At 35.9% G+C, this 17,412-nt stretch carries 10 protein-coding genes and 2 pseudogenes; all 12 read left to right on the top strand.

Features of this window, described 5'->3' with window-relative positions:
• The first annotated feature begins 137 nt into the window (after positions 1-137).
• The 12 genes and pseudogenes from CKF58_RS05485 (at position 138) to CKF58_RS05430 (ending at position 17,370) form a co-directional block, all read left to right on the top strand.
• Positions 138-1,622 carry a hypothetical protein gene (locus CKF58_RS05485; protein ID WP_119531773.1) on the top strand — a complete coding sequence of 495 codons (1,485 nt, stop codon included), beginning with the start codon at positions 138-140 and terminating at the stop codon, positions 1,620-1,622.
• A gap of 54 nt (positions 1,623-1,676) precedes the next feature.
• Positions 1,677-3,248 carry a DNA repair protein RadA gene (gene radA / locus CKF58_RS05480; protein ID WP_119531771.1) on the top strand — a complete coding sequence of 524 codons (1,572 nt, stop codon included), beginning with the start codon at positions 1,677-1,679 and terminating at the stop codon, positions 3,246-3,248.
• Positions 3,249-3,506: 258 nt separating this feature from the next.
• The gene (gene ruvA / locus CKF58_RS05475) at positions 3,507-4,271 is read left to right on the top strand and encodes a Holliday junction branch migration protein RuvA (protein WP_119531769.1); all 765 of its coding nucleotides are present in this window, start codon (positions 3,507-3,509) and stop codon (positions 4,269-4,271) included.
• A gap of 43 nt (positions 4,272-4,314) precedes the next feature.
• A complete protein-coding gene (gene ruvB, locus CKF58_RS05470; RefSeq protein WP_119531767.1) occupies positions 4,315-5,322 on the top strand; it encodes a Holliday junction branch migration DNA helicase RuvB in 1,008 nt (335 codons plus the stop codon).
• 30 nt (positions 5,323-5,352) lie between these two features.
• Complete coding sequence (locus tag CKF58_RS05465; protein WP_147397224.1) at positions 5,353-6,672, top strand: hypothetical protein; 1,320 nt, start codon at positions 5,353-5,355, stop codon at positions 6,670-6,672.
• A 471-nt stretch (positions 6,673-7,143) separates the two neighbouring features.
• Positions 7,144-10,899 carry a hypothetical protein gene (locus tag CKF58_RS05460; protein ID WP_119531763.1) on the top strand — a complete coding sequence of 1,252 codons (3,756 nt, stop codon included), beginning with the start codon at positions 7,144-7,146 and terminating at the stop codon, positions 10,897-10,899.
• Between the two features lie 797 nt (positions 10,900-11,696).
• Positions 11,697-12,617: an oligopeptide ABC transporter permease OppB gene (gene oppB / locus CKF58_RS05455; protein ID WP_119531761.1), complete on the top strand. Its 921-nt coding sequence runs from the start codon at positions 11,697-11,699 to the stop codon at positions 12,615-12,617.
• 21 nt (positions 12,618-12,638) lie between these two features.
• Positions 12,639-13,547, top strand: a complete 909-nt coding sequence (locus tag CKF58_RS05450; RefSeq protein ID WP_119531759.1) for an ABC transporter permease — start codon at positions 12,639-12,641, stop codon at positions 13,545-13,547.
• A 31-nt stretch (positions 13,548-13,578) separates the two neighbouring features.
• A pseudogene (locus tag CKF58_RS05445) lies at positions 13,579-14,553 on the top strand (oligopeptide/dipeptide ABC transporter ATP-binding protein); the annotation flags it as partial.
• A gap of 152 nt (positions 14,554-14,705) precedes the next feature.
• Complete coding sequence (oppF, locus tag CKF58_RS05440) at positions 14,706-15,716, top strand: murein tripeptide/oligopeptide ABC transporter ATP binding protein OppF (RefSeq protein ID WP_119531755.1); 1,011 nt, start codon at positions 14,706-14,708, stop codon at positions 15,714-15,716.
• Positions 15,717-16,015: 299 nt separating this feature from the next.
• Positions 16,016-16,465, top strand: a pseudogene (locus CKF58_RS05435) (Lrp/AsnC ligand binding domain-containing protein); the annotation flags it as partial.
• Between the two features lie 257 nt (positions 16,466-16,722).
• Positions 16,723-17,370 (top strand): shikimate kinase, encoded by a 648-nt coding sequence (locus CKF58_RS05430; RefSeq protein ID WP_119531751.1) that lies wholly within the window; start codon positions 16,723-16,725, stop codon positions 17,368-17,370.
• Positions 17,371-17,412: the final 42 nt, after the last annotated feature.

Genomic DNA, 17,412 nt, shown 5'->3' with positions numbered 1-17,412 from the left:
GGGCTTAGTTTATGATAAAATACTATAGTCTAACCCCAAAATTTGTTTTCTCCAGAGGGTTAAAAAAGAACAATAATCACAACAAAATTCAGCAGCTCGCATACCTTTTTGAGCTTAGCTAATATCAAGAACAACTTATGGTATTTAAACCCCATGCTTCTCAAGTACTATCTACCTTTTTCTTTAACGTAGATAGTCCTGTATCTAATACGTTCCGTCTGTCAGCATCACAGAGTACCATGCCGTTTCTCAATCATATGTTTGAGCAAGTTATGCTTAAACGTGAGAATGCTGAAGAGAAAGACTATTCTTATACAATCTACGATACCCCAGATTTATTACTTTTACGTTCAGGTTTGATGGTAAGAGCAAGTGAATCGCTTGATCGCACCAATCTGGTATTTTCGGTTTATAAATTAGATGCAGATGATATCTACAAACCTCTAACTTTAGTAGATCAGTTTAATAGTCCAATTACTAGTCGTTTAGATCTGCACAAAAAATTATTTTTCGACGCTTACGGCGTACCGCAATTAACTCATATCTTAACTCCTAAGTATCCTGTAATGAATAAAGGAGATAAGATTTTTGATGTTAAACCTATGCTTAAGTTTAGCGCGCGGATTTTAGATAATACTTATACGGTAAATGAAGCTAATTATTTCCCAGATTCAGTACCTATTCAATTAAGACACTATGAATTTGAGATGTTAGCCCAACAGGACTTATTTAATTCAATTCGTAATACTGCTGGTTTTACTTTATTCGAAAATCCGTATTTAACTAAATTCCAACCATACGATAATCCTTACGATTATATCGTACCTCTCGAACGTGAAATGAAGCCTGAAATTAGCGACGAGAGTGATTGGAAAGACTTTTTACCTGATACCTTTATTGTCCGTAACAATAAATTCAGTAAAGATGAGCGTTATTCTGTAGAGCGTTCTACTTATTTCAATAATATGTTCTACTATCGTAGTCCGGCAGATCGCCCAGATAAGTTTTCATATTATGTAGTGAATATAAGTGCGAAACGCGGTAACTTATTTGAAAACTTTAATAATTTAGTTCTAAATTTAGAAACCCCGCTCTACTATGTGCCTGAACCTGAGCATGTACATATTCTAAACTTCTTACATCTTTATAATCCAGCCTTAGATTATGCTGAAGATGTAGGCATGCGTGCTTTAGGTCCTAAAGCTATTTTTACCATGTACGATTTACGTGATCGTATTCTTACGATTTTAGAACAGTATTATCAACATCAGCTTCTAGCTACGTTCAGTCCGAACGACTATACTAAAACTATGGCTTGGGAAGCGCAGCAATTAATTCTTTATACTGTTGATACCTTAGATCATATCTTTTCGTATAAATCACCAGAAGTTCTTAAGGCAATGGCATGGGATTACATTCGTCAAAAAGTGTATTCATTGCTTGAAACTATTGGTGAAGCGTGGGAAAATTGCGAGAAAGGCAATAAGAAAATTGCGATGCGTAAACTTTTAGTTGCGCCGCAAATTAACGCCATAATTATATTCTTACGTTTTTTATATCTTGAACGTTTTGGCAATAATATTGAACACTTAAGTGCTTCTCGACCACTACGTAACGATTAAAAATTTATCAGCAAAAGGGAGGTGTTATACTTCCCTTTTTTGTTAATTAAGCATATGAGCAAGAAAGATAAAATAGTATATGTGTGCAGCAGCTGTGGCTTTGACTACCCTAAATGGGAAGGTAAATGCCGTGCTTGTGGTGAGTATGGAACGCTTAAAGAGTTTCGCGTAAGCGCTCCTGCAGAATCTGGTGCACAAGTTGTTAAAAAAGTAAAACCTCGTAGTGCGGCACAAGCTGCACAAGCAGGTAAACGAGCAGCAAGCAATAGTAAGACCGTTGAAGATGAAGTGCTAACTTCAGAGCTAGAACAAGATTTTAGTCGTGAAGAGAAAACTGCGCTCCAACGTCAAACTCGTGCTTATAATCGCAGGGGTTATGCGGGGATTTTTGATACCAGTGCTAAACGTATTAGTCAGATCGAAGTGCAAGAGATTGCGCGTACACATACCGGATTTGGTGAGTTTGATCGAGTGTTGGGCGGAGGTTTAGTTCCTGGTTCGGCTATTCTAGTTGGTGGTCATCCAGGGGCTGGTAAATCTACCATTCTTTTACAAATAGTGACTAAATTAAGTAAAGAAAATAAAATTCTTTACGTTACAGGTGAAGAGTCGCTCGAGCAAGTTAAAATGCGCGCTGAACGTGTAGGTATGCCTGCAACTGATGAAAACCTACTAATGCTTTCAGAAACCTCGGTTGATCAAATTATTAATATTTGTGAAGAAGAACTGCCGAATATTCTGATTATCGACTCAATTCAAGTAATGAGTTTAGACGGTATAACTTCATCACCAGGTTCGGTAAGTCAAGTAAGAGAATCTGCTGCTGCTTTAACGCGTTATGCTAAACAAACGCATACATCGGTAATTATGGTCGGACATGTAACTAAAGATGGTACATTAGCCGGTCCTAAAGTGCTCGAACACGTTATTGACTGTTCTTTAATGATTGAAGCTGCCGAAGATTCTCGTTTTCGGATTATTCGTTCAACTAAAAACCGTTTTGGTGCAGTAAACGAAATTGGTGTATTTATGATGGATTCGAGCGGTTTACACGAAGTAAAAAATCCGTCAGCGATTTTCCTTTCGCGTACCGATGATCCGGCTCCAGGTTCGGCAATTGTGGTGCTATGGGAAGGGTCTCGTCCATTAATCGTAGAAATTCAGTCATTAGTAGATAATTCAAACAAAGACTCATCGCGCCGCATTTCAAACGGTTTTGATAATAACCGCTTACAAATGCTCTTAGCAATTATGGCAAAACATGGTGGCATTCAAATGTACAACAATGAAGTATATGTAAATGTGGTTGGAGGGATTAAAGTGCAAGAAACTTCAGCAGACTTAGCTGTAGTCTTAGCAATTTTAAGTTCGTCTTTAAATAAAATTTTGCCCCGTAATTTAATTGTTTTAGGAGAGTTAGGTTTAAGTGGAGAGTTACGTCCTGTAGCTATGGGACAAGAGCGCTTACTAGAAGCTTCACGTCAAGGTTTTAATGTAGCGATTATTCCTGCAAGTAATAAAATAAATATTACGATTCCACATTTAGATATTCGTCCAGTGAAAAATCTGAAACAAGCTTTTGCCGTAATTCGTGAGCTTCTTTCGTCCCAAACTGATGGTGAGTAAAGAGTAAGAAGTAAGAAATGAGAGCTTGTACGATAACGAAAAACTCCTATAGCTAAAAACGTTATAATATAGGCAAGAAAAACAGCTATAAACAAGCTAAGAATATACAAGTAAAGAGATGTAGCTTAGCTACATCTCTACTAGAAAATGGATATAAGTTAGCTAGAATTTAAGCAAATTAAAACTAAAAACTATTTAAAATTTAATCCAAAACACAACATTACCGTAGCAGTAGCAAATTTTAAGGAACACTAAACAATGTACGGAAGTATCCACGGAGTATTATTAGATAAAAGCTCAAGTACGATTTTAATCGACTGCCAAGGTATTGGTTTTGAAATAACAGTACCCTTAACGACTTTTCAGCGTTTACCTGAAGTAGGGAAAAAAGTTTTTCTCTTTGTTTACCATCGTGTGCTCGAAGATGCGCATCAATTATATGGCTTTGGACATGCCATTGATAAACGCATTTTTATGGAGCTGATTAAGTTAAATAAAATCGGTCCGAAAGTTGCCATGTCGGTATTAGGCATGTATGACTTTAATACCCTATTAAGCATTATTAACCAAAAAGATGTTAAAGCTTTAGCCGCTGTACCTTGGATTGGGAAAGCGACTGCCGAGCGAATGGTAGTTGAACTAAATAACCGCTTAGACGCTTTAATGGAAACTGTAGCTTTAGGGCAACAACAAATGCACATGTTAAATCGTGCATATAAAGTTATTGCTCAATCACAAGCTACGAGCCAACAAGCAGCCGAGCCTATTGTTAATCCGGTAGCAGATAGTAGCACTAGAGAAGAGACGAGTTTAAACACTGGTTTATTAGATAGTCAAGAACTAGAAGTAAATATGGATCCAGTGCGTCTAACCGCAGCTCAAGCTTTAATCAACTTAGGCTTAAAAGAAGCTGCAGCTCAGCAAATAATAGATAAAGTATGGCAACCGAATATGGCATTAGAAGTTTTAATTAAAGCTTGTTTAGAACAATATAAAGACAATGCCAATTTAGTTAAAAAGTAACACCATACGAAGAATGCTTTAGATTTAGCAAATAGGAATAATTATGCTTGATGAACAACGTCTTGTCTCAGCCGAGCAAGCAACAGGTGAAAAACAACCAGATCGAGCTTTACGTCCTAAACAATTAGATTCTTATATTGGTCAGGACGATATTGTAGAGTTGCTTACGGTTAGCATTGCTGCTGCTAAGCAACGTCACGCTCCGCTCGATCATACGTTGATTTTTGGACCGCCTGGTCTGGGGAAAACCACCTTAGCCAATATTATTGCCAATGAAATGGGAGTTAATATTGTCACCACCACCGGACCAGTGCTTGAAAAATCCGTAGACTTAGCAGCCATTCTTAATGGCTTACAACCAAACGATATTCTCTTTATTGATGAAATTCATCGTCTACCTGCCAAAGTAGAAGAAGTTCTTTATAGTGCGATGGAAGACTATGAAATCGATATTCTTATCGGAGAGGGGGCTGGAGCTAATACTATGCGTTTACCTCTATCTCCGTTTACGCTCATTGGAGCAACAACACGTGCTGGATCATTAACCGGTCCGTTATATGCTCGTTTTGGGAATCACTACAATTTAAAATTCTATAAAGTTGAAGAGTTAGCGCAAATTATTTTAAATTCAGCGGCTAAACTACAAGTGCACATGGAAAAAGAATCTGCACTAGAGATCGCTAAGCGTGCACGTGGTACGCCACGTATAGCCAATCGCTTATTACGTCGAGTACGTGATTTTGCTGATGTTTTAAACCATGGACAAGTGAGTTTAGATATTACTAAGCTAACACTTGATAAGCTAAATATCGATGCGCACGGGCTTGATCGTTTAGACTATCGTTTATTACATACTTTAATTAATCAATTTGGCGGTACAGCCGGCATCGATGCCTTAGCTTCTTCTATAGGTGAAGACCGCTTAACACTCGAAGATGTAGTTGAGCCTTATTTAATTCAGCAAGGTTTTATTTTACGTACGCCACGCGGACGTATGGCTACAGATAAAGCTAAAGCCTATATGGCGCTCATCGACATTAATGAGGTATAGGAAATGATAAAAGGTTACAAGACTAGCAAAGTGAAAAAAACACTTTTAGCTTTAAGTATTAGTTTTGGCTTAGGTTCTGGTGTTATTAGTGGTAACAGTTATGCTGAAAGTTTTAGCTTAACTGTTTATCCAACCAAGCAAGTTAATTCTTGTGTGCAACAAGCAGGTGATACTTTAGTAAATAATTTTGCTTATGAGTTTACTCGTATGAGTACTACTTGTAAATTAGGGACTGCAACTAAAGATTATCAACCTCTACCCCTAATCGAGGGGCTTGAAGCAAATTTAGGAGCTAATATTATTAGCTCAACTCAAGTACAAGCAGCATTTTACCAACCTTTAGTTGCGGCTTTAAGTTCTAAAGCTACAACTTTACAACGTAAAAATGCGCAGCAATTTGTACAAGATTACTTTACAAGCTACGTTAAATACCAAAGTAAAGGGAAATATGCCTTTGTTATCGCTCCTTTAACACAGGAAGGTTCAACTAGTGAACACTCACAGCTAACAACTACACCATATTTCTTTTTACAAAACGGACAAGAAGTTGTAAGTCAAATCCATACTCCAGGCTTATCCGTTACTAACGGACAAGTGGTTTTAGCTCCGCAAGCAAAAGTCGCTATTTTACTTGTAGATATGCAATTACGTACGAATCAAAGTAATCTGACGATTGTCCTAGAAAACTTAAATCGTGCCCAAGCAGTACCTATTGCTTCGAGTTTAAATGCATATCTTGACTATGTTGCAGCTTATGCAAAACAAATAGTAGCTAAATCTAAAACTCAAGCTTCTACGCAAAACTCGCAGGTTGACATTAGTAATCAACAAGGTGGAGTGTCGATTTCTGGCGGCAGCATTCAGGCAGGTAATATTCACATTTCAGGACAAAATGTAAATATTAGTAATAGTAATATTCAAGCGACTGGTAATGTGGATTTAAAAGCACAACAAGAGCTATCTGTAAAACAATCAGAAGTTAGCGGTAAACAAGTAACTGCTAATGCTCAGGTTATTAATGATGATGGATCTTTAGCTAAAGCGCAAACACAAAGCTGGAGCAAGTTCACTCTGCCACGTTTAGTTGGGATTGAAACTTACTTTAATCGTTTACTAAATCAGCCTGAAACTTCACGCGCGATTATTGATCTAAGCTTAGCTGGACAACTTTTACAAGTACCTGGCTTAAAGGCTGATTTAAGTTTTGAGGAGTATAGTAATTACTTAACTCAAGTGCTTAGTCGTTTAAATCTGACCAGAGAAAGTTTAGGCTTAAGTCCAAGTTATATGCAAGAAGCGTATGATTTTTACACTCGCAACGCTGAAAAGTTTAAGGCAGCGAGTAAATAAAAATTATTTATCCCTAAATAATTCTTAGTACATAGATACTTAGGATAAAGTATCCATGCAGATGTATATAAAAGGCTGTCTATAAAAGTAAATAGTTTGTTATTGAAAAAATGACAAGCAAATTTTAAATCTAGATTAGTCATAATGACGCCGTATTTGCAAAAATACGGCGTTTTTTGTGGCTTATGCTACAGGCTTAAGGTAAAATATACACATAAAAACGATAAAAGTCGCATAATTTGAATTATTTTGTCTCGACTTTAGTCTATAGGTAGCTATCAACGGCAAAATTAGCTATAATAATTAAGTGGCATTTTGCCCTAAATACCATTGATTGACCGTATAACATGCGGATTGTTTTTTCTTTTTTGGGATTATCTTTAACGTAACTATAAGTCTAGAGCTATATAAACTATTAAGGATAATCATAAATATCTTGGAGTAGTACTCCGTTTCTTTTAAGTAATCAACATGACCGAAAAAACCGAATTGTGGTTAGGTAAGTATGGTGCTGATTTTGCGCAAGCAATGAAACCTATTGTTGCTGAATTTGTCGCTTCGGGTGCATTTGAGCATTTAAAAGTATTAACTTTTAATGATATGTATCTTAGCGGCTATACCTATGCTGCGCAATTTGATAACGACATAGATCGTTATCTTATGTCAATGCTCTCATTACTTAACCAAGTAACTAATCCTCTAGCTGTTGAAGGCACAAGTGACGTCTTAAATCTTTTTCTTGTCGACAACGAAATTGAAAAAGAGACTGTGGTAGAGATTATTAAGCCTTATGTTGCTAATTTCTTACAGACCAAACTACATCAATTTAAATGCTTTACTAAAGTAGAAGAGATTGATACAGCTGGCGTAGGTTTAGCAATCTTAACTTTAGACGAGTTACCTAGTTTTATGGTGAAATACCAAGAATTAGTTAAATCTCGTACTAATTTTATTAAAGGCTTCTTAGCTTGGACAAGTGAAGTTATTGAACAAAATCAAGGTAAAGACGTCGCTATCTCTCGTGAGAACATTAGCCCAGAGCAATATGCTAAGCTTAATGAATTACCGCACGTAAATCACGACATTACCTTAAAACGTGAGCTCGAACAATATTTAAATAACGAGCCGTTTACCCTTTACGAACTTTACTCACACTTACAATCAGTGTATGAGTTTTTAACAGCTTCAAGCGAAACTTACGAAACCAGTCACATGGTTTACCAACGTGATAAAGATGGTAACGATGTGGAAGTAGGTGAGCGTGTATATCAATACCAAGCTGCACCTATTGGTTTACTCTATGTATTTAACGGTTATTTATACAATAATCCTGAATACTATGCGCAACGTAGTCACTTATTAACTTTTATTAAAGCTTTAAATCCAAATACGTTCGTATGGTGTGATGAAGCTAAACAAGAGCAAAAACTGCACTTAGAAACCTTAAGTCGCTTAGTTGTACGTAATGTACAAGTTAAAATGTTCGAATGCTTTGCTCCATATTTCTTAGAGCTAAATTCAATTACGGGCAATAACGAACGCGTACACTTTAATTTACTACTTGAGTATCAAGATGCGCGTAACTTTGTTACAGGTAATGGCTTAACTAGTGCGCAAAATTCAGTTTTACGTCTTGCTCCGAGTAAACACTTTAGTAAATTACGCGATATAGATCCGCAATTATTAGTGTCATTAGCTTTTGGGGTGCTGCAACGTACGGTGTTAGTGGTGACTAATGATCGCGCTCAGACGACCCAACAAATTGAAGAGATTTGTGCACAAGTTGCCGAGCTGCGCGCTGGTGCAAAACAACTAGCAATTGTTGAAGCTAAAGAATTACCATTCTATCGTGGACGCATTGAAGTAGCAGTGCTGCTTAAAGATGTAGAGATTAGTCGTAATCTTTTAGCAGATCTATCATGTATTGTTGATAGTCCAAGCGATCAATATTCAGCTCTAATTGTCTTTGGTACAATTAAAAACGCCAAACATAAACGTCGTAAAGCTAAAGACGGTGAAGAAAGTATTGAAGAAGAGCAGAGCCTAGATTTAGTAGAACAACAACGTAAAGTAATTCACGACTTCTTACGTGATCGTCGTATTGTAAGACGTAATACTATTCCAAACGATAGTACCTTCTACTATCCACCTAGTCTATGTAACATTGACTTACAATCAGCAGATTATTTTGAACACCAAGAAAAACGTAACTGGCATAGTCAATTATCAAGTGATAAATTCTTAACTGTACGTTTTAATAATCGTGAGATTTCTTACTATCCAAATTTAAACGGTAATCTCATGGTGTTAGCTGGTATTAATCGTAATTACTTCAGTCGTTTAGGGGTATCTACTATTTACGAACGTGATAGTAAAGCTACTTTCAAAGACATTAATATCGTAACCAATGCTTATCATCAGAACTTAAATTCTGGTGATATGATTACGAATATTTCGATTGCGATTCACCGCTTAATTAATCTGTTTACTGAACGTAAAAAACGCATTTCGTACATGCGTAATGTTGCGGCTTATTGGATTGTAAGCGATAGCCAAGCTGAATTATTATCTTTATATTCGAAACTATTCTGTAATATCTTCAATAAAGAACCGGATGCACAAGTAAATATTAAAATCTTAAGTGAAATTACTAATGCTCCGTTAGAAGCAAATTCAGTAATGAATTCTGAAACTAATCCATTAAGCGATATGATCATTCGCAAAATGGAGTACGAGAATCTATTACTTAATTTAGAAGAATATAAACGTTATTTACGTCAACACTGTTCACAACAAAATCCAGGTTTTGAGAAAGTACAATCTTTACTTGAAACTATGGAACAAAGTGACATTGATCAGCAAATCTATCTTTACATTGAAAGCTTACGTCGTGCCCTATCTCAAGCTGGCGAACAAGATCTGCCGTTAGATGAAAATATGCTTGATTCTTATCAGTATATGATTGACATCTACGATCGTAACAAAGATTATAAAGCTGATACTGAAATTGTCTTAATGACGCAATCTGAATATCGTAACTATTTAACTAACACTTCACCAGATGTGATTGTCGTTGAAAATAGTTATGATCTTTATCAAGATAGTACAGCGAGTAATTTTGCTAACTTTGTGCGTGAGCTCTTTAGTATTACTGGTACGTCAACCATTCTAATTAGTTCTCCAGAATCTTCGGCTGAAGAATTAGTACATACTACTGACAGTAGTGAAAACCGCGCAAGCAATACGCAAATTGTTTACGATTTACCGTCGGCTGAACGTTATGCTTATGGGGTTAACTTTAGTCAAGAAGATTTTAATGACTCAAGTTATGTAAACTTTGAAGCTTCAGCGTACAATTACGATAAATTAATTGAAGCTTTACGTAAAGATATTAATAGTGCTCCTATTGCTGCTTTACAAGCGTTTGATTTACCATTAACTTCATACGCTCTACCGCAAGAAAGTAATGGTGATTATCGTATTTATGAAAAAGAGCAATTACCTGCTTTACGTCGTTACGGCTACATTCCAGCTTTAGGTGAAAAAGAGTTAGAAATTCAACTTAACTATTTAAGTGCAACGCCTTCTAAAATAGTTAATACGATTTTGAGTCTTTTACTACAACAGAAAAATACTAAATCTCGTGGTTTAGTAGTTGTAAATAATCCTGAAGTTAAAGCTTTCTTAGAATGTTTTGCTAATGAGTTTAGCTTTGTGGTGCACGACTTTAATAGTTTAAATTTAGAGCGTGCGGTATTTAGTCATGCAGTTATTGTGGCTGATAATGACGTATACTTACAACAAGCTGTAATTCAACACGTAAGTTTATTAACCCGTGGCTTTAAAACTACAGGTACTATTTTCTTACTAGCAAATATGGAAGCACAAACTGACGTGCTAGGGATTATTGCTCAAGATCAAGCATATGAGTTCGGAGGTCACTTATTAAGTGTGTATCCAAACGTGTCACAAATTACCGAGCAAAAACAAATTGCTTCGCGTATGTTTAGATACGACTTCTTCTCTCCATATTGCTTCTTAGATCGCGCAACAGATCATTATGTATTTAAACAAAGTCCGAAATTACCAGGTTATCGTCGCTTTACCGAAGGTGGTAAAGTTGAAAGCGAAATGAAAAATGTCTCTGGCATTTTGAATTTAGGGGTAACTAGCGCTAATTTCTCACACGGTGGTAAAAAGCGTAATAAAAGCAAAAAACGCCGTTAATACTTTGTAACTTAAATTAAATTTTTATTACAGTCATCACTTTTTAGTGGTGACTTTTTTTGTAGTATTACCCCTCATAGTGTTAATCCTTGCGGCAACTTAAGAGCTTATTGCAAATCATTCGTATTTAGCGGCTAAGATTTGGCTTAATTTATAAAAATATTTTTACCAAATTTTTCAGTGCTCCTAAATCCTAATTTATACAGAGGCAAGAGAATTTATCGATAACTAAAATTGTAGTTTTAGGAAAGTCTAAGGTAAGAATAAGGAAATGGCTGTCTGTAAGTGCTTGGTTTTTCGTGAGAATATTGATTGGGTAAGAATGAGGATAGCTTAGATGTTCTGTTACTTATAAGCATTTTATATTACTACTTACGACGATAAAATTAACTTCGACGTAAGTTTTAGTTGCATTTATCTCTGTAAAAAATGCGACTGGTGCTAACTTTTTCGTAACTTGTAGGATTTGACCCTTGCAAATAGGATAAAAATGCACTAATATAAAATTAAAGCGAGTTTTAATTTAAAATAAAAATTAAATTCGAGATTTATTGCTTGTTATATTCTTATATATAAAAAAGCAAGTTTAAGGTAATTATATTTAACTAGTTAATAACTAATATGCAAGTTGCAAGCTAGTGCTTAAGCTGTTTCTGGTTATAACTAGTTTACTTTTTTGTTTATTATTTTTAATCGCTATATCTTCATTTAATTACCTATTAACTGCAAGCTGCATGTTGTAGTTAATAGTTAATTATGGGCTTTGCCAATGAAGATAAATATACTTGAGTAGCCCTATGTATAAATACATCTTTCGTCGTATTTTAGAAGCGATTCCAACATTGCTAATCTTAATAGCGATTACGTTTTTCTTAATGCGATTAGCACCAGGTAGCCCATTTACCACTGAACGGGCATATCCACCAGAAATCATTGCTAACATCGAAGCGAAATACCACTTAAATGAACCTATGTGGAAACAGTTTTTAATTTACTTAAACGATTTAGCACACGGTGATTTAGGTCCATCATTTAAATATAAAGATTTTACCGTTAACCAATTAGTAGGACAGTCGTTTGGTGCGTCTCTAAAATTAGGTTCGATTTCTTTCGTGATAGTACTTTTCTTAGGGATTACAATCGGGATTGTCGCAGCCCTTTATCAAAACTCTTGGGTTGACTATTCGGTAATTGGGGTACTAGTTGTGGGGTCAGTTATCCCAACTATCGTTGCTGCTCCAGTATTAATTTACGTTTTTGCCGTTAAACTAGGCTGGCTCCCATCAGGAGGCTGGAATGGTGGTGCACTTCGTAATATGATCCTGCCGATTATTATTTACGTGTACGGAAGTATGACTTTCTTAGCACGTATTACGCGTGGTAATATGATCGAAGTATTAAATAATAACTATATCCGTACAGCTCGTGCTAAGGGCTTAAGTACACGTTATATTATTGTGCACCACACTTTACGTGCTGTAGCTGTGCCAGTGGTACAGGTACTTACCCTATCATTTGTAGGTTTTATTTCTGGATCAATTATCGTAGAGCAAATCTTCGGTATTCCAGGTCTTGGTCAACTATATGTGTCAGGGGCAACCAACCGTGACTATGGTCTAGTATTAAGTATTACTATCCTTTCAGGGGTATTAATCGTATTAGCCAACATTGTTAATGATATTCTCATGGCGTTAGTTGATCCGCGCGTTAAATTCTAACACCCTCATTTTGGAGAGTTTATGTCTACAGATACCGTAAATAAAAATGCGAATCTGCCAGCGCAAGAATCTGAGAATCTCGAAATTGATTCACGTTCATATTGGCAAGACGCATTAATCCGTTTCTCGCGTAACCGCGCGGCTGTAGCTTCGACTATTGTGTTGTTAGCTATTGTACTATTTGTAGTATTTGCGCCATTTTTTACGCAATTTAACTATGAAGATATCGACTGGGATAATATTTCAACCGGACCGTCATCATTACACTGGTTAGGTACTGATGAAAATGGACGTGACGTATTAGCTCGTATTGCTTACGGCGGTCGGATTTCAATGATCATCGGGTTCTTAACAGCTATTTTCTCGTTAATTATCGGTGTGACTTACGGTGCCGTATCAGGTTATTTTGGTGGCATTGTTGATAGTATTATGATGCGTACGCTAGAAGTGTTAGATTCACTTCCAGGTCTGTTTGTAATCATCATGGCGCTTGTGTTCTTTGGTAACTCGCTCTTTACGCTTATAGGTTTAATGTCAATTATCGGTTGGTATGGTAAAGCACGTATGATCCGTGGTTTAACCATTGCAATTAAAAACCGTGACTATATCGATGCTGCTAAAGTGATTGGGGTATCAAATCGTTCAATTGTGTTAAAACACATTGTGCCGAATTTAATGTCAACGATTGTAATTTACCTTTCGTTCTCTATTCCTGGTTCGATTGCTGCTGAATCAGCGTTATCATACTTAGGTTTAGGGGTACAAGAACCTTTAGCTTCTTGGGGATCTTTAATTGCCGATGGTTCATCTGTAATGCAAGTTGCACCATGGTTATTATTCTTCCCTTCACTATTTTTATCAACGACTATTTTCACCTTTACCTTTATTGGTGATGGTTTACGTGATGCTCTAGATCCAAAAGATCGTTAAGAGAGTCTAAGTTAGATACTGAGGAAGCTTTATGTCAAAATTACTTTTAGATGTTCAAGACTTAGAAGTAAACTTTAGAACCAATGATGGTGTAGTAACAGCAGTTAATAAATTAAACTTCCAACTACACGAGGGTGAAACACTAGGGATTGTAGGTGAATCTGGTTCAGGTAAATCACAAGCGTCATTTGCCTTAATTGGCTTATTAGCATCAAATGGTTTTACCAACGGTCACGCTCTATACCAATCTAATCACGGTCAAGTTGACTTATTAACTCTTGAAGATAAAGAATTAAATAAAATTCGTGGTAATGAAATCTCAATGATCTTCCAAGATCCGATGACTTCATTAAATCCATATTTAACAGTTGGTGATCAATTAGCGGAAGTGCTAGTTATTCACAAAGGAATGGCAAAACGTCAAGCACTAAAAGAAGCTAAAGCTATTTTAGATGCGGTTAAAATGCCAGAGGCTGAAAAACGTTTATCAATGTACCCACATGAGTTTTCTGGTGGGATGAGACAACGTGTAGTAATTGCTATGTCATTACTATGTAAGCCAAAGGTAATTATTGCCGATGAGCCAACTACAGCTTTAGACGTAACGGTGCAAGCGCAAATTATGAACCTGTTACGTGAATTACAAAAAGATTTTAAAACTTCTGTAATTCTTATTACCCATGACTTAGGGGTAGTTGCAGGCTTTTGTGAAAAAGTACTGGTTATGTACGGTGGTCGTACAATGGAGTATGGTAATACCGAAGATATTTTCTATAATCCAACTCACCCATATACTCAAGGTTTATTAAAATCTATTCCGCGAGTTGATAAAGAAGATATTAAATTATCATCAATTCCTGGTAATCCACCAAACCTATTAAATTTACCAAAAGGTTGTCCATTTATGCCACGTTGTGAGCATGCAATTGACGAATGTAATAACATTGCCCCATTAAAAGCTTTTGGCAATGATCGTCGTCGCGCATGTCACATTAGTGAACAAGAGATGATGGAGCGTTATCGTAAGCTACACGAGCAACTAACAGGTGAAAGTTTAGATGTTAGCCAAGCTCACTATGCTGGCGATAGATCAACGATTTTAGGCGTTGAAGAGAAAGTAATCATTACTAAATAAACTAGAGGTCATGCGGAGTTAAAATGAGTGAGAATAAAGTGCTTTTAAGTGTGCGTAACCTCGATGTTAATTTTAGAATTAAACGCTCTGGTGGTATCTTTTTTAATAAGTACAACACTTTAAAAGCTGTAAAAAATGTAAATTTTGATTTACACGTCGGAGAAACTCTAGGTATTGTAGGGGAATCTGGCTGTGGTAAATCAACGCTCTCACGTGCGATTGTAGGCTTAGTTGAGGGTAAAGGTAGTGTTAAGTTTTTAGGCGATGAATTAATTGGCTTAAGTAACCACGCGCGTCGTAAATATAAAAAAGACATTCAGATGATCTTCCAAGATCCATCAGCGTCTTTAAACCCGCGTATTACAGTAGGTGAATTAATTGCTGAACCGCTAAAAATTCACTACCCACACATGAAAAAACAAGAAATTAGAGCTGAAGTACTAGCTACCATGAAAAAAGTTGGTCTCTTACCGAATATGATCAACCGTTATCCACACGAGTTTTCAGGTGGACAAGCGCAACGTATTGGTATTGCTCGTGCTCTAATTACTCGTCCAAAAATTATTATCTGTGACGAGCCGGTATCAGCTCTTGACGTTTCTATTCAAGCACAAGTAGTAAATCTTCTTAAAGATTTACAACGTGAATATGGCATTAGCTTAATTTTTATTGCCCACGACTTATCGGTAGTGCGTCATATTTCGGATCGTGTACTTGTAATGTATTTAGGTTCAGTATTCGAACTTTCAAGCTCGAAAGAGATTTTCGAAAATACTAAGCACCCTTATACACGTGCATTAATGTCAGCAGTGCCGATTCCTGATCCACACCTTGAGCGTAATAAGAAAATAGAGTTCTTAGATGGTGATTTACCGTCACCAATTAATCCGCCATCAGGTTGTGTATTCCGTACGCGTTGTAAATATGCTACAGATAAATGTGCAACAACACCTCCAACATTAGAAAACACTAATCCTGAAGGAGTTCCGCACTTTGTTGCTTGTTACAATTTAATTGATGTTAAAAACGTTTAGTTTTTATCTAGGGCACAAATTAGTTTTAACTAATTTGTAACCTCAAGTGTATGTGCCAACCTTTAGGGTTGGCATTTTTTCTGCTTATAGAAAAATCTAAAAGTAAGGATTAATTATTGGAGTTGGATTTAAAAATAGAGAGGACTTGTTAAAGTTTTTCTAAAATAACTAAGCAAAGAAATTTTATTAGTCTATAATAAAATAAGCTAGTCTGTTTAGTAACAACGCAATTATTAATAAGAGTTGATTATTTAACAAGCAACCGGAATTACCATCTTTTAGGTAGGATTAGATTTTGTATGTCTGTGTATAAATACGATGATTTAGACGCTTATATTTTGTTACAACTTTCACGTGATCCTAATGTGCCTTATCGTGAAATTGCAAAAGCTTATGGCATTAGTGTAGGGACAATTCACGTACGTTTAGATAAAATGCGTAATGCTGGAGTAATTGAAAAAGCCAAAATTCAAATAGTTTCAGAAAAACTAGGTTATGAAATTATGTGCTTTATAGGTATTACTTTAAGTACAGCGCATAGTTATAAACATGTAATTGAACGCTTACGTGAAATTAATGAAGTTACTGAAGCCTATTACACTACCGGGCGTTACTCTTTATTTATTAAAGTACTTGTAGATTCTATTAGCTCTTTACATCGTATTCTTACTGAAAAAATTCAGAGTATTGAAGAAATTCAGTCAACTGATACCATTATCTCTATGGATCGTCCAATTTATCGTCAAATCAATTTATACGACGGACATCTTAAAGCAATCGAATTAGAACCAAGTAATTATCGTAGAAGATCTGCTGCCAAAGAAGAACCGACATTACTGTCTTCGTTTGAAGAATAATTGTTAATTTAGGTACTGTTTTTGTGATTTTAGTGTAATAATTCAAGTAATTATTTGACTTTTTCATATAATATAAGAACAATCTAGCATTAAGCACTTGCAAGATTTACATAACACACCACTTACTCTTTAATATATGGGTAGTCAGGATGAAAAACGTATATCTAGTTGGTCACATGGGTGCAGGTAAAACTACCATTGGACAAGAATTAGCCAAAAACCTAAATATTAACTTCGTTGATACTGACCGCAATCTTGAACGCATGTATAACATGCCAGTTACCGAAATTTTTAAAACTAGAGGAGAACAAGAGTTTCGTATTTATGAAACCGCTTCATTATTACAAACTACTCTAGTTGATAGTACGATTGTGTCTACAGGTGGTGGAATTCTTATGCGCCCTTGTAATGGCAAATATATGAAGGAAGCTGGTCTAGTTATCTATCTTAGAATGTCAGAAGCTACCCAGTTAGATCGTTTAACACGCGATAAAGAGTTAAAAACCCGTCCAATTGTAGCTAGTTGTAAAACTAAAGAAGAATTACAACAACGAATTAAATATTTACATCAAGAACGTAATCTAGCTTATGAGTATTTTGCTGATTTTGCCATTGATGTAGATAAAAAATCGGTAAACTCGATAGTATTTACAATTGCTAATTTCTTAGAAGCTAATCGTTTAATTATTGAACGCAACGAACATCGCGGACGTTTTAATACTAATGAACCACACTATAGTCCATATTCACGTCGTCGCGTCCAAGCGAAAAAAATTCGCATTGTTGAAGACATTTAATGTTACAAAATAAATAGATTTATTTTTATAGTATTTTTTGTC

The organism is Psittacicella hinzii (assembly GCF_003585935.1).
Classification (GTDB): Bacteria; Pseudomonadota; Gammaproteobacteria; order Enterobacterales; family Psittacicellaceae; genus Psittacicella; species Psittacicella hinzii.
The sequence above is the reverse complement of the archived record's forward strand: the minus strand, read 5'-3'. Positions and strand labels throughout refer to the sequence as shown.

What these genes read in the sequence shown, in the direction of transcription:
- CKF58_RS05485 (WP_119531773.1), top strand. Translation starts at nt 138, where the DNA reads ATGGTATTTAAACCCCATGCTTCTCAAGTACTATCTACCTTTTTCTTT.
- radA (WP_119531771.1), top strand. Translation starts at nt 1,677, where the DNA reads ATGAGCAAGAAAGATAAAATAGTATATGTGTGCAGCAGCTGTGGCTTT.
- ruvA (WP_119531769.1), top strand. Translation starts at nt 3,507, where the DNA reads ATGTACGGAAGTATCCACGGAGTATTATTAGATAAAAGCTCAAGTACG.
- ruvB (WP_119531767.1), top strand. Translation starts at nt 4,315, where the DNA reads ATGCTTGATGAACAACGTCTTGTCTCAGCCGAGCAAGCAACAGGTGAA.
- CKF58_RS05460 (WP_119531763.1), top strand. Translation starts at nt 7,144, where the DNA reads ATGACCGAAAAAACCGAATTGTGGTTAGGTAAGTATGGTGCTGATTTT.
- oppB (WP_119531761.1), top strand. Translation starts at nt 11,697, where the DNA reads ATGTATAAATACATCTTTCGTCGTATTTTAGAAGCGATTCCAACATTG.
- CKF58_RS05450 (WP_119531759.1), top strand. Translation starts at nt 12,639, where the DNA reads ATGTCTACAGATACCGTAAATAAAAATGCGAATCTGCCAGCGCAAGAA.
- oppF (WP_119531755.1), top strand. Translation starts at nt 14,706, where the DNA reads ATGAGTGAGAATAAAGTGCTTTTAAGTGTGCGTAACCTCGATGTTAAT.
- CKF58_RS05430 (WP_119531751.1), top strand. Translation starts at nt 16,723, where the DNA reads ATGAAAAACGTATATCTAGTTGGTCACATGGGTGCAGGTAAAACTACC.